Here is a 13247-nt window from a genome sequence, read left to right as displayed (position 1 = left end):
TGCGCAGGCACAGCAAGCAAAAAAATGGATATCAGTTGTGCGTGATGGTTCGATATTATTTTTCACTGACTATATAACTAATAACATAGAGAAAAGCCAGCATCTCTCTCGGCCTAACCGGTTGAGAAGGAGGCTGGCTTTTTTATCGCTTATAATCCGGTTTCTTATGACTAATAATTGGTGTTTCTCTTGAATAAATAACGGATAGCAAAGCACACTTGCACGAACAAAGAGCGCGTTGCTATATGTCTGAATCGGTAGGGGAGTGACAGACAATACGCTGAGCAATGACAGCGTGAATGATTTAGGAGCAGCAAGAATATAATTATAGCTGTTAAGGTGTTATTAATTGAACATGGGCTAGATTAAGTTCTGATAACGCTAGTATAATGATGATAATTTTATTACAATAACGCAACAATGTTGAAGTAACAACGCTATGACCAATTGCTACCAACATTTGGTTATGAGCCACACGCCCTAATAATTTTCAATCAAATATCGATATCATTGACTACCAATTTTAGCTTACCTGTTATTGATGCCATCTGCATTAGATAATCTACCGGCATCAATGCCAATTACGACAAAGGACACTTATGTTTGCTCCTCTCACACCCCAGCATCAGACTCGACGCACCATGGCTTTAGGGTTTGGTTCAAAGACACCGCTGAGCATCGCTATGGGTATCGCCTTAAGTTGTACGGCTCTGCAAGTACAAGCGGCGAATGACGGTCAGGTTTATAATGAGATACCTGTAGCGGACGCTGCGGTTGAGTATGAAAGTGACAATTATGAAAACGACAATGCTCAGCAAGTGGTTTCTGAGCGTTTAAAAACCCCTAATAAACTGCTTGATCGCAGTAAGCTGTCGGATAAGGACTTCGTCGCCAAGCAGGCGGGATTGTTTTTTGAATGTACGCAAGTACAGACCAGTGCTGCCCGTCTAGCCTGCTTCGATAAGGTCGCTGAAGATGGTGAAACGCCAAGCTACACCAGTACCAAACAATCCCTGGATTTGGCGAAAACCTTTAAATCAACCCTTTCAGGCAATCCACAAGTTGTCTTTGCTGAAGAGAATACCACCAGCATTGTACAGACCAACAAGACAGATACTGGTCTACTGACCAATCAATCCGATTCTACTGAGAGTTTAGATACGGTTGGCTTGACGCAAAGAGAAGCAAAAGTCTTAGAAAACATTGGTGTCACGCAAAGCGATATTGAAAAATATACGCCGCTAAGCTTAGCCTATGACCTTGATAAAAATAGCGAACGTGGTACTTGGACGGTCAGACCGTACCGACCAACCTACGTGTTGCCGCTATTTTATACCTTTGATCCCAACTTAAACCCAGGGACGCCGTCTCAAGAAACAGAGTCTTTCTCTTCGAATGACATACGCGAGACCGAGCTGAAGTTTCAGTTGTCTTTGAAGACGAAAGTGGCTCAAGATTTATTTGATACCAGTGCAGATTTATGGTTTGGTTATACCCAAGAGTCGCACTGGCAGGTCTATAATGAGGATAACTCACGAGAATTTCGCGCCACCGATTATCAGCCCGAGATATTTTTGACCCAACCTGTAGCCGCCGACCTACCTTTTGGTGGACGTTTACGCATGTTGGGTGTAGGCGCTATTCATCATTCTAATGGACAAGGCGATCCGTTATCGCGCTCATGGAACCGTGCTTATCTGATGGCAGGTGCAGAATGGGGCAAGCTATCCGTCATCCCGCGTTTATGGGCGCGTGTGAATAATGAAGATGACAGTAGTGAAGACAATCCAGATATCGAAGATTATATGGGCTATGGCGATGTCAAATTTTTATATGATTTGGCCAATCAGCAGAGCCTAAGCGGTACCTTACGTTATAACCCAAGCACCAATAAAGGGGCCGCACAAATCGACTATACCTATCCATTATCAGAAAACGTCAATGGCTTTGTGCAGCTATTCCAAGGTTATGGCGAGTCTATCATCGATTATAATCATGAAAATACCTCGATTGGTTTTGGTATCGTGCTTAACGATTGGAAGGGTTTTTAGTATTAATATTCATCCTAACCATAAAGCATGCAGCGCCAAAGCATGCAGCACCTAGCCCCTTATCAAACCGGACTATGGCTGGCAGAGTATCTAAGTATACGCTGCCAGTTATGCCGCGTTAATCGTAGCACCTCACAGCACTCATCAAACATACTCAATCCTGTATCTGACTCCTTACCGAACAATCCTTCGAACCTTACCAATCTGCGTCGTTTTTTTGATAAACGACTAAATCATGGTCTGCTCTGTTCGCATTGTCATCATAGTATAGGCTGGTTGCCCAAGCCCTTTCAGGTCGACATCGCGGCTGCTAGTACGCTCTCTATCCAAGCAGCGACTTATTATGATTACCCGATGCGCCAAGCGATTCGTGCGTTTAAACATTCTGAGGACATGACCAAGCTGCCCTTATTGCTACACGCTCTGCGTCAATTGCCACGCCCGCACGGTTGTCATTATGATAACAGTGTGATTGTCGCCATGCCGACCACCGCTCAACGACTGATCAAACGTGGCTTTGATCCCGTTAGTATTTTATCAGCGCACTTATCTAAGCATTGGCAGATACCATTGTGGCATGGGGTGCAGCGTATTGATAACACCATCAGTCAGCAAGGACTGAGCCGTGCTGAACGCTTGAATAATTTGGACAATGCCTTTGCCTTAATCGAAAAGCCAGCCGTCAAGCGTATTATCTTATTCGATGATGTTGCCACCACTGGTGCTAGCCTGCAAGCATTAGGACGTACACTGCACAGCTCATTCGGCGTTGCACCGCTTGATCAGCATCAACCCTCCCATGGATATCATCTTTTTGCCTATGCATTAGCGCACGGTAACCAGTGATAGATTGTCACTAATCTATTATCACTAATCTATTGGTGTCTACTATTATGTTGCTAATGTGTTACCTTACCGCTATATTATGAATATACTTTAGTTAAATTTGTTATTTCTCTATACTTTTCGATATAACCGTTACCACAAGGCTATTTACGAAATTAAATGGAATAAGAATTGCATGATTGCATAGAAGTTTTATAGGTAATTAAAAATATAAAACAAGCGATATAAGCTTCATTACCATAAAGACTAAGTATTTATTGCCTTTAAGAAATTAGAGCTGCACACAGCCATAAATAGGATTTGATGTGAACGCATCTGCGAAAAATGTACCTTACCAATTGCGAATGAACAGCTCAGGATTTACCCTGATTGAGCTGATGGTAACGATTGCTGTGCTTGCCATTATTGTCAGTATAGCAGCGCCTAGTATGAGTACGCAGCTGGCCAATCAGCGCGTTAAGTCGACTGCTGCGATGTTGGAAAATGCCCTTAAAGAAACCAAGGTCGAAAGCGTGATTCGGCGACAGGCTTTGGAGTTCAGTTTCGATGATAGTACTCATTCGATGGTCACAAAAACCAAGGGTGTTAGCCCCGATGAGGTGGCAAGCTATAGCTATAGCTCAAAGAGTATCATAAAGGCGGGAAAATCTTCGATTACATTTAATCCAAGTAAGCGCGCGGATGCAGTTGTTTATAACATATGTGATAAAAACTCATCTGTTACGATGCAGGTTATCGTTACTGCAGTTGCTAATATAAGTACCGCAGCAGGAGGAACTTGTTAATGCCTCAGTTTGATAACCAAAGTGGAGTAGGCCTAATTGAAGTCATGGTGGCTTTGTTACTATTGGCAGTCGCTGTATTAGGGTTTAGTGCTTTGCAGATAAATGCGTTGAATGCTACGGATGAGAGTTTGGTACGTAGTCGTGCTATGAGTATGTCAAAACAACTATCAGAAAATATGCGCTTAAATACTTTAGCTACTGATGATTTTATGACAGCGTTAAACACCCTGAATCAAGGTACAGATAATATCACTGAGTATTGTGCGAAAGTGGCACAGGCAAGCAGCAGTTTTGATCAAGATAGCTGCAAATCAGACGCTTGTAACGCCGAAGAAATAGCAGCATTGAACACGTGGCAGGCAGCCAATTTAGGCTGTGAACAAGATATCATGTTAAACATGACCACTTGCCCAGATATGGCTGATATAAATGCTAGACAATGCATTATTACTTCGTGGGGTAAAACAATACCTGTTTTAGATGACAGTGAAGACAATGCTTGTGGCAACAGTAGTGGTTCCTACAAAGTAGGGTCGCATTGTCTGATAATGGAGGCTTATTAATGAGAATCTCAATGCTTCAAGATTGTCGGAAACGCCAAATGGGATTTACATTAATAGAACTCATGGTATCGCTGTTTTTAGGTCTGCTTGTATCTGCTGCTGCAGTACAAGTCTATATGATCAATGCGAAAACAGCAGGCATACAAACAAGCGCCTCAGAGTTAGTCGAAGATGCTGCCTTTAATCTACCTATAATAGAAAGAAAAGCGCGTCTTGCAAACTTAGGATTAGCAGATAAGGTTGCAGCCGACCAACCTGGTTCTGGTATCGCTTTAACGAGCGCTGAGAATGCAATAGAGGATGAGGATGGCAATAAAGCTTTAGATAGCTTTCGTAATCCCAAAGACTTAGGTGGTGATCCAAAAGTACCCAAAAATATTACTTTAGGTGGCTCTCCTGTAAATGTTGCTTTATTAACTCGTACTGGTGATCAAACGGTAGGTACTGAGACAAATGAGTGGACTGGAGCGAGCAACACGAGCTCGAAAAGTGGTCAGCTGACCATACAGTACCGTGCGCCACAAGACATGTATGACTGTGAAGGTAAGTTGGCGCTAGGTCCAAGAAAGGTCACTATCGGTGGAGTAAAAGAAGTCATCGATGGCCAAATCATTGTAGAGCGCTTCTATCTAAGAGCACCTGACGCATCAAAACCTACAGAGCTTTCTTTGTATTGTGATGCAGGAAAGTATATTACCGAAGTTATGGATGAGTATACTGAACAAAGTAGGCCAGATGAAAAGCTATCTGAATCTGTTGAATTTGAAACCAATAATACAATCAGAGATTTTGGTGATGCTGGTCAGGAGGTTATGACCCATGTGGATTACTTCGATATATTATTATCGACCAGAGAGGGCAATCAGCTACAGTATTATACGGTAAACGACTATCTAGATTTGGACCTTGAAGATCAACCGCCTATTATAGGAATAAAGTACGGTTTGATTTTGCGCTCTGATAATGCAGTGTTGAATGAAGAAGGCCCATCTGAATTCACTGTATTGGGTAAAACCTCCACCCTAAATAATGGTTTGAGCAAAAAATATCTGCGCACGGTAGTAGAGTCGTATGTGACATTAAGAAATATAAGTGTTATGGATGATTAAGCAAAACCTGATGTGTAAACCTGTCTCGCTTAGGTAATAATATTATGAATAAATATCCTAAATATCAGCTGCCAGCCTCCCAGAATGGAGCTACACTAATCGTAGTTTTAATGTTTTTGCTATTAATTATTGTCGTAGGCGTCATTGCTGTACGAAATAGCATGACGTCATTACGTTTGGCGACTAGCGATCAGGTAGATACCTTACTACTAACGACTTCAGATACATCCAACAAGAATATTGAAAATATCATTAATGATCCGACATACAGCAGTGAAAAAGCCAATATTCTTGGGTCACTTGGTTTTTTTGGTTATTTCTTGAATACTGGTGCCACATCAAACCGTGGTGATCAGGTGCTGTTCTGTTATCGTCCACGCCAAAGCTATTTTTTTAAGATGTCTGAGGCAACTATTATTACCCCATCGGGGCAAAGTAAGTTGGTAGGCGGTGCAGGTTCAAGCGGTTTTTGTCGCCCTAGTCAAGCTGGCGATTTTGTCAATGCTCGTCAAAACGTCATGACTCAGGTGTCAGTGACCAGGCCAAACACACAGTCATTACCAGTGACACCATTTGGCAATGTGCCGCTAGAGATAACCATCAACTCAGATGATGCGACCAGTAGCTCGCCAAGCTTTCGCATACACTCCACCTCATTTTTGCCAGCGATGTCAAAAGTATCAGACGCAAAGATTACCGAGTGTCTAAAAAAACCTAGCGAAAATGCTGCATCATTTGTAGCTGGAACTGACGAAGATGACTCTACTCAAAATACATATTTTGGCGAGACGCGTAACGAGTGTTTGGCCAAGATTGGTGTACCAGCCAAGGTACTAGTCAAAGAAGCCAAGCTAGAAAACAATGTCGATTCCGAGAACTGTATAAATGAAGGTTATGGTAAAGGTGACGGTAAAATATCTCAAGCGTGTCAGGATTTATTGGGCTTAACGCCGAATGGCAATATCGCTCAATCAGCAAAGTAACGTGGCCAATATCTATAATTCGCATATAGTAGGAACTAAATATGAAACTCATTCAATCGACCTTTGCCTTATCACCACAGTTTCGTCCTGCTGCTATCACGTTGGCGGTGGGTGCGTTCTTGGCGTCTTCAGTGATAACCCATGCTGGTACCTCCTATGATAGCAGTGGCGATCCAAGCTATAACAAAATTGGCGATTTGACTATTTATCAACCCAGTAGCGAATCGAATAAACCTACGCTAACTTTGATGTTAGATAAATCAGGAAGTATGAAAGGGGATTATAGTTTCATTAGAGATTATCTTTTTGAAGATACTAGGGTCTATCGGGCTTATAGCACCAGAAGACAATGTTTTCCCTTTATTGGCTGTTTCAATGTAAGAGATAAAAATTTTTATTATTTTAGTCCCAATAATGTACCTGCCAACCTTGTAAAAGAAGACTGGGTTCAAAAATATACAGTTAAAGGCTTGGTAGGCAAAGACAACCAGTTATGTGTAATGAGAGACAATCCGATCTCTAATCCTAATAATGATTTAGCTGATAGTTACTTACCTCTGAGGTCGATTAGAGATGGTGTAGCGCTTGAAGCTTGTTTGCTAAATGGAGAGGTAAAATACGATCGTATGTCTTCTCTAAAAAATGCAATATATGAGCTCATACAGCTTGAGAATATGAATGAAGATATAGCGCTTGGTATTGGAGCATTTGGTTACGGAAATAGTAAGCAAGGACAAATAAAGGTTCCTGCAAAACCATTGGATGCGACCCAAAAGCAGAATATCCTCGCGTTTTTAGGCAATCTGAATGCTTCTGGTGGCACACCGATGGCAGCAGCCTATACTGATGCTGGTGCTTATATGTTGGGCAACAGCTCAGCTGGTGGAATAGCTAACAACCAGTACAGCGGTATGCTATCAACTTCAGATACTGAAATTGTAAATAGCAATACGTACAGGGCACCAGAAGCTCAGCAATGCGGCGCAGAAGGTATCTATCTACTCACTGATGGTTTACCCAACAGTATGGGCGAAAGGTCTACGTTAGAGAGTATGATGAAAACATCATTGAATCTTTCTAGCTTTTCTTGTCCTGATTCAGGTGGGCTGCTAGAGGGCGCTGAAACAGAAAATAACCAATGGAAGTGCATGGGTGCATTTGCAAAAAAACTGAGGACAGAGCGCCAAGTGACAACAGCAATGGTTGGTTTTGGTGCTACGTTTGATACTGTAAACAATCCAAATAATTATACGTCAGTAGAGCGCACGTTGACTAGGTTTACGGACAGTGATGGCGCGCCTTATAGATATAATAAAAAGTATTACGACTGCTCGCAGATTTCGGCTACTGCCAATCCTGATGCACGCAATGCCTGTAACCTAGGTATGGAATCAGGTATATATGATACTGATAGTGTCAGTGTTGGTGGCTATGGACAAGGTGGGTTTTTCTTTGCTAAAGATACAAAGGACATCGTTGGTAGTGTCTTATCTGTTATACAGGAATTAGAAACGGATTTACCCAGTATTCCTGCAGGTACTATCACTGTGCCCGCAGATCCTCTAAGTAGTCTAGGCATCAAACCTTACGCCTATCTGCCGATGCTAGAGCCCAAGGTAGGCAGTGACGCAGCAATATGGTCAGGTAACTTGAAAAAATACCATGTCAAACAAGCCACGCTATATGGAAAAAATGGCGATAGACTCTATGTCGATGATGACGGTGACGGCTTTCCTGATGACTTGAATCCAAATGCACAAGATATCTGGAGTACACAAAACCAAACGGTACTTAACGAAGCTGGCGTTAGTATTAATGTAAATAATAGAATCACAGCGGGTGGCTTTTATGCTCAGTTAAAGACTCCAAAGACTCCAAAGACTACAGACAATACCACACGTAATGTCTATGTCGAAAATATTGTGGGTGGCAAAACACAGCTGCTTAAAGTAGGTGTCAAAGACGGCGTACTGCAAGGATTCGATACGCTTGATGACTCATATACCACTTTGACCAAATTATACTTACTAAATTTCCTAGGTTATAATGCCAGCCCGACTCAGGCTGCAGCGGATGCTATCGATGCTGCCACTGATAGCGTACAAGCAGAGCTTGAAAAAATAATTGTCAACCCACCAGGCGATATAAAAGTGCTGGGTGGTGTCATCCACTCGAGACCGACGCTCATCTCTTATGGCGCCAACATCAACGCCAATGACAAGGACAGTGATGGCGATGGAAAAATAGATGCCGATGCAGGCATGGTGGCCACTGATGAGAGTAGCCGTGAGGATTATGTCATGTTTGGCTCGATGGAAGGTGCTTTGCATATTGCTTCCGCAGAAACTGGGCAAGAGAGTTTAGCATTTATCCCAAAGACCATACTTAATGAACAAATTGAAGCTTTACAGCCTGAAAGTACGATCGTCGATGCACCTGTATTCGGTGTTGATGCACCATGGTCAGTACAAGGCAGTTATAAGTACAACTTTAGCTCTCCCACATCTGAATCATCTGGAAAAATCCTCGCTGATAAAGTTTACGTCTATGGTGGTCTACGCCAAGGTGGCAAGGGAATGTATGGTCTAGATGTTAGCAGTCTAAGTAGCCCTAAAATGCTATTTAGCATAAATAACAGTACTGATGGCTATCAAGCATTGGGAAAAGTGTGGAGTGAGCCGGTGTCTGGCAAGATAAAAGTTGGCACGGGTAAAAACAGCATCAAGGATGTGATTATCTTCGGTGGTGGTTATGATGAATGCTACGAAGATCCGACATTCCGCTTGGATGCAACTGACAATGAGTTTGAAGATTGCAATAAATCGATGACGGACGGCAATGCGGTATATATCGCAGATGCCAAGACAGGTGATGTGATTTGGTCAATATCAGGCCGAACGTCAGGTGCCTCGGGCAAGCATATCCAAGTGCCAGAGATGAAGCACAGTGTCGTCAGTAAAATTACAACCTTGGATCGTGATGATGACGGTATGATCGATCATCTGTATTTTGGTGACTTGGGCGGCCAGTTATTCCGCGTGGATCTGCGGAATGGGCAAGCTATCAGCGGTAGTGCAGGTATCAATAACTTTACTCGCCGCATCGTAAAGGTACTCGATGGCAACTCTGGTACGCTGGTCGAGAAAGGCTTACAGCGCCGGTTCTATGGTCAGCCTTCAGTGAGCTTTTATAAAGATCAAAGCGTTCTGTTTGCACTAGTCAATATCGCCTCTGGTGATAGAAGCAATCCAATATCACGCTTGCGCAATGATATCCCTAGCCAGTCCGATCGATTGTTCGGAGTCATTGATCGAGATATTGCCAGTCCAGGACTTTATGGAGAAGACACAAAAATTACGTTAGCCACTGAGAACCTCGATTCAGATGATTTAATCGAATTGCCGTTTAATCAAAACGATGGCAGTGTAACCAAAGCAGGTGTTAAAGTACCAATGCGACCAAATGTCGCTACGTCCCAAGGTTGGTTCTATCCGTTAAATCAGTTTGATGGCAATAGTAAAGTCAAAAATGTCAAATCCATGGGTGATGGTATGGCCATTGGTGGTCTTTATTATATGACTGCATACAGCCCAGAGATGAAATATGATGAGACCAGTGGCTGTGCCGCTCAGATTGTTGGTGGTTCAGAGCGTCAAATATATTGTTTGCCTTATGGTATCTGTGAGCAAGAGGATGCTACAACAGACAAATCATCAAATGGTACAGGTGGGTTTGTACGCGCAGGCAAGGGAATTCAAGAGCTGGCATTTGGCGCCTTTAATCCAGAGAACCCTACGACACGTATTATGTTAGGTACCCAGTCATTCAGTGAGTTAGTCGACTCAGGCAATCGTATTGAGTTCGGTGGTGCTTGGTCATCAGATAATGAGTCAGGACTAGATACCAACTGTCCTGGCGGCAATTGTGGAGGATCGAGTACTGGTGCAGATAATGTAAACGCTAGTGGCTCCGGTGGTGGTAATGTCAGTATTATGGACTATCGTTTATTTACCACTAGATGGTATGAGCAGCTATCGGAGTCAGTTAATGACTAGATATGGCAACAGCATACAGCGGTTATTGAGCGGTGTGTCAGCAAGTCGCTACCCAACTGCCCAAAAGGGCTTCACCCTTATTGAAGTGATGATTGTTGTCTTTATCTTAGCTATTTTGGCGGCTATCGCAGTACCTAGCTATCGCCGTTATGTCATCATCAATGCTGAGCGTGATACCCAAGCTAGAATGCTGCAGTTACAATTAGAGCTAGAGCGTTGGCGTGCTACTGCTCTGACTTATAAAGGCTTTGTACCACAGACAGTAGATAGCAATGGCGATACTGATTACAGCTACGCAGATGCGGATGATACCATCATTAATGTGCCTGCCGGTAGTGGCGATGATTACACCTATCGTATTACTCTAGTTGATGGCGATACATCAGGCACGCCTGTCAGCTTAGTAGCAAATCCCGGTGTGGACAATGTCACAGGACGCACATGGAAGATGCTTGCAGTACCTAATTCCACTCGTTATATTAAAACTGGAAGCAAAATCATGCTTACCAGTTCTGGTATCAGATGTATGACAACGACAAGTATCGCGATTGGAGCAGATGATTGCGGAAATGGTGCTCAAACATGGTAATGGTAAAAAATACATATAGACAAGTCAAAGATGAGCGCGGATTTACGCTGATAGAGCTAATGATTGTGGTTGCTATCATCGGTATCTTAGCAGCTATAGCTTACCCAAGCTATCAAGGCTATATCGAAAGGGGTCACCGTGCTGATACGATGAGCGAGCTACAAAACATCGCTGCTACTATCGAAAGTCGCAAGCTGGCGCAAGGGCAATATAGCAATGCGTTACTCACTGGTCTCGGTGGTAACTTCCCACAAAGTAATTCACTCTATACGATCAGCTTTGATCCAGATCCGCTAACCTCTCAATGGACAATAACGGCAAAGCCTATTAATGGAAATAGAATGAAAAGTGATGGAACGTTAACTTTGAATTATCAGGGTCTTAAATGCCGTGATAGTGCTTGTGGCACTGGCAGTGAATGGCGATAAATGTTAAACATTTATAGTAACTGACAAAAAACGTCAGCCAAAATTACTATTTGCTCTCAAAAGTATATCAGTTGACAATTTTCAGTAGGTTAGCAGTAACATTGGTAGCTCTATGTAAGGATTATAAGACAATAAATGTCTAAGTGATGCCAGAACTAGGAGTTATAGCCTTGTTTTAGCTATAAAAACAACAATAGTGATATTTTGGCACGCTACCTGCAACAGTTATAGTAAGAAAGAAATTTATCATATCTCTAAAGATAAAATGCGCTAATAGCCAGCTATCTTTATATACCCCTAAAGGAGTTCTTATGAACACTGCACAAAAAGGTTTTACCCTAATCGAACTAATGATCGTTGTTGCTATTATCGGTATTCTAGCTGCGATCGCTATTCCTCAGTATCAGAACTATGTTGGCCGTGCCAATATCGCAGCAGCAGTATCTACCATAACAGCCAATAAAACTGGTTTAGAAGAGTACGTTATGGAGTATGGTGAGTTTCCAGATGGTACAACTGAGGCTAAAGCGGCAACAACAAAAACGGAAAATGGACAAGTTGTGCAGGTACCTGCTGTACGTGGTGAAACACCTCAGGATTTAGGCATCGTTAGCCCATCATTTGGTACTGTTAAGATTGACGATACTGGAAACGGTGCAGGTGTTATCGAGGTTACATTCAATAGTGGTAACCCAGGTATTAACGGTAAACAAGTACAACTTGTTCGTGATGCGAATGGTACTTGGAAGTGTGTTAGTAACGTAGATGAGAAGTTTGAAAATAAATCATGTGCTATTGACACATCACTGACTCCAATCACTTAATAGACCCGCTAGAATGAAAAAAGCCAAGCATGATGTTTGGCTTTTTTTATATCCAAAATACGTGTTAGTACAACGAGTACATTAAGAGTCTATAACGTAAGAGGTTATTTGATATGGAGTCATCGAATAAAAACCGCGTTTCGCTATCACAGTCAGGGTTTACGCTAATCGAAATGATGGTTATTGTTGCTATTATCAGTATTTTAGCAGCGATTAGTATGGCTAGTTATCAGACACATGTACGAAAAACGCAGGTAATGACTATTTATCAAGAAATTAATAGTTTTCGAACGCCGTATCAGATGTTGATGAATGAAGGGTCAGGAGTGACTGATTTTAGTCCTGCTGGATTAAATCTGGCAGGAAGTTCGAATTATTGTCAGTTTAATGTGATACCGCCTAATATAGACACTGCAACACCTAATGCTGTTACCTGTCATATTCAAAACCTCAGTTATCTATCAAATGAGCAGATAAGTCTTAATTTAACAGCAAACGGTAAATGGGACTGTACAGTGTCTACTGGTATATCAAAGTCTTATTTGCCTCAAAATTGCCAGTAAAATGAGCGAATAAAAAACCACCTAACAGCATATCGCCATTAGGTGGTTTTTTATTGGTTCAGTATATTGGAGTTATCTTAACGTATTACCTATCTCTCTAAATACTGAATCTTACCTTCTACACCATCCCACTTTTCCGCTTCTGGCATTGGCGGCTTCATCTCTGTGATGTTTGGCCATTTTTGTGCCAAATCAGCATTGAGCTCAATGAATATCTCTTGTCCTTTAGGCACTTCATCTTCTGAGAAGATTGCATTTGCAGGGCATTCTGGCTCGCATAGCGCGCAGTCGATGCATTCATCAGGATCGATGACGAGGAAGTTCGGGCCTTCATAAAAGCAGTCCACAGGACAGACTTCCACACAGTCGGTGTATTTGCAAAGAATGCAGTTATCTGTAACGACAAAGGTCATAGTGAGGTCTACCTGTTATTGATTTGGCTTTTGGCTAA

Annotated in this window: 12 protein-coding genes; 11 read left to right on the top strand and 1 reads right to left on the bottom strand. The window is 42.3% G+C overall.

The features are described 5' to 3' along the window. Window positions 1-599: 599 nt before the first annotated feature. The 11 genes from AAEY79_RS01135 (at window position 600) to AAEY79_RS01085 (ending at window position 12796) form a co-directional block, all read left to right on the top strand. A complete protein-coding gene (locus tag AAEY79_RS01135) occupies window positions 600-2051 on the top strand; it encodes a phospholipase A (RefSeq protein WP_352286889.1) in 1452 nt (483 codons plus the stop codon). Between the two features lie 42 nt (window positions 2052-2093). Beyond that, entirely contained in the window at window positions 2094-2897 is an 804-nt protein-coding gene (locus AAEY79_RS01130) for a ComF family protein (protein ID WP_352286886.1), read from the top strand. 305 nt (window positions 2898-3202) lie between these two features. Beyond that, window positions 3203-3682: a prepilin-type N-terminal cleavage/methylation domain-containing protein gene (locus tag AAEY79_RS01125; RefSeq protein WP_352286883.1), complete on the top strand. Its 480-nt coding sequence runs from the start codon at window positions 3203-3205 to the stop codon at window positions 3680-3682. Next, entirely contained in the window at window positions 3682-4245 is a 564-nt protein-coding gene (pilV, locus tag AAEY79_RS01120; RefSeq protein ID WP_352286880.1) for a type IV pilus modification protein PilV, read from the top strand. The genes AAEY79_RS01125 and pilV overlap by 1 nt, the downstream gene beginning before the upstream one ends. Next, window positions 4245-5354, top strand: coding sequence for a PilW family protein (locus AAEY79_RS01115; RefSeq protein WP_084212284.1), 1110 nt, complete (start codon window positions 4245-4247; stop codon window positions 5352-5354). The genes pilV and AAEY79_RS01115 overlap by 1 nt, the downstream gene beginning before the upstream one ends. Before the next feature lie 161 nt (window positions 5355-5515). After that, window positions 5516-6337: a hypothetical protein gene (locus AAEY79_RS01110; RefSeq protein ID WP_156915626.1), complete on the top strand. Its 822-nt coding sequence runs from the start codon at window positions 5516-5518 to the stop codon at window positions 6335-6337. A gap of 41 nt (window positions 6338-6378) precedes the next feature. Continuing rightward, window positions 6379-10392: a PilC/PilY family type IV pilus protein gene (locus AAEY79_RS01105; protein WP_352286877.1), complete on the top strand. Its 4014-nt coding sequence runs from the start codon at window positions 6379-6381 to the stop codon at window positions 10390-10392. Beyond that, complete coding sequence (locus tag AAEY79_RS01100; RefSeq protein ID WP_025651729.1) at window positions 10385-10981, top strand: type IV pilin protein; 597 nt, start codon at window positions 10385-10387, stop codon at window positions 10979-10981. Before AAEY79_RS01105 ends, AAEY79_RS01100 begins: the two co-directional genes overlap by 8 nt. Continuing rightward, window positions 10975-11409, top strand: coding sequence for a type IV pilin protein (locus AAEY79_RS01095; RefSeq protein ID WP_352286874.1), 435 nt, complete (start codon window positions 10975-10977; stop codon window positions 11407-11409). The genes AAEY79_RS01100 and AAEY79_RS01095 overlap by 7 nt, the downstream gene beginning before the upstream one ends. A 311-nt stretch (window positions 11410-11720) precedes the next feature. Further along, complete coding sequence (locus AAEY79_RS01090; protein ID WP_352286871.1) at window positions 11721-12233, top strand: pilin; 513 nt, start codon at window positions 11721-11723, stop codon at window positions 12231-12233. Window positions 12234-12346: 113 nt separating this feature from the next. Beyond that, window positions 12347-12796 (top strand): pilin, encoded by a 450-nt coding sequence (locus AAEY79_RS01085; RefSeq protein WP_025651726.1) that lies wholly within the window; start codon window positions 12347-12349, stop codon window positions 12794-12796. Between the two features lie 89 nt (window positions 12797-12885). On the opposite strand, the gene fdxA is transcribed toward AAEY79_RS01085, so the two are convergent. Next, window positions 12886-13209 carry a ferredoxin FdxA gene (gene fdxA, locus AAEY79_RS01080; protein WP_025651725.1) on the bottom strand — a complete coding sequence of 108 codons (324 nt, stop codon included), beginning with the start codon at window positions 13207-13209 and terminating at the stop codon, window positions 12886-12888. Between the last annotated feature and the right edge of the window lie 38 nt (window positions 13210-13247).

The organism is Psychrobacter sp. GW64-MNA-CIBAN-0177, from assembly GCF_040309585.1.
GTDB lineage: Bacteria > Pseudomonadota > Gammaproteobacteria > Pseudomonadales > Moraxellaceae > Psychrobacter > Psychrobacter okhotskensis.
This window is presented reverse-complemented; position numbering and strand designations above follow the sequence as displayed.

Excerpts from the sequence above, each read along its gene's own strand:
- AAEY79_RS01135 (WP_352286889.1), top strand. The coding sequence starts at position 600 with ATGTTTGCTCCTCTCACACCCCAGCATCAGACTCGACGCACCATGGCT.
- AAEY79_RS01130 (WP_352286886.1), top strand. The coding sequence starts at position 2,094 with ATGCAGCACCTAGCCCCTTATCAAACCGGACTATGGCTGGCAGAGTAT.
- pilV (WP_352286880.1), top strand. The coding sequence starts at position 3,682 with ATGCCTCAGTTTGATAACCAAAGTGGAGTAGGCCTAATTGAAGTCATG.
- AAEY79_RS01115 (WP_084212284.1), top strand. The coding sequence starts at position 4,245 with ATGAGAATCTCAATGCTTCAAGATTGTCGGAAACGCCAAATGGGATTT.
- AAEY79_RS01110 (WP_156915626.1), top strand. The coding sequence starts at position 5,516 with ATGACGTCATTACGTTTGGCGACTAGCGATCAGGTAGATACCTTACTA.
- AAEY79_RS01105 (WP_352286877.1), top strand. The coding sequence starts at position 6,379 with ATGAAACTCATTCAATCGACCTTTGCCTTATCACCACAGTTTCGTCCT.
- AAEY79_RS01100 (WP_025651729.1), top strand. The coding sequence starts at position 10,385 with ATGACTAGATATGGCAACAGCATACAGCGGTTATTGAGCGGTGTGTCA.
- AAEY79_RS01095 (WP_352286874.1), top strand. The coding sequence starts at position 10,975 with ATGGTAATGGTAAAAAATACATATAGACAAGTCAAAGATGAGCGCGGA.
- AAEY79_RS01090 (WP_352286871.1), top strand. The coding sequence starts at position 11,721 with ATGAACACTGCACAAAAAGGTTTTACCCTAATCGAACTAATGATCGTT.
- AAEY79_RS01085 (WP_025651726.1), top strand. The coding sequence starts at position 12,347 with ATGGAGTCATCGAATAAAAACCGCGTTTCGCTATCACAGTCAGGGTTT.
- fdxA (WP_025651725.1), bottom strand. The coding sequence starts at position 13,209 with ATGACCTTTGTCGTTACAGATAACTGCATTCTTTGCAAATACACCGAC.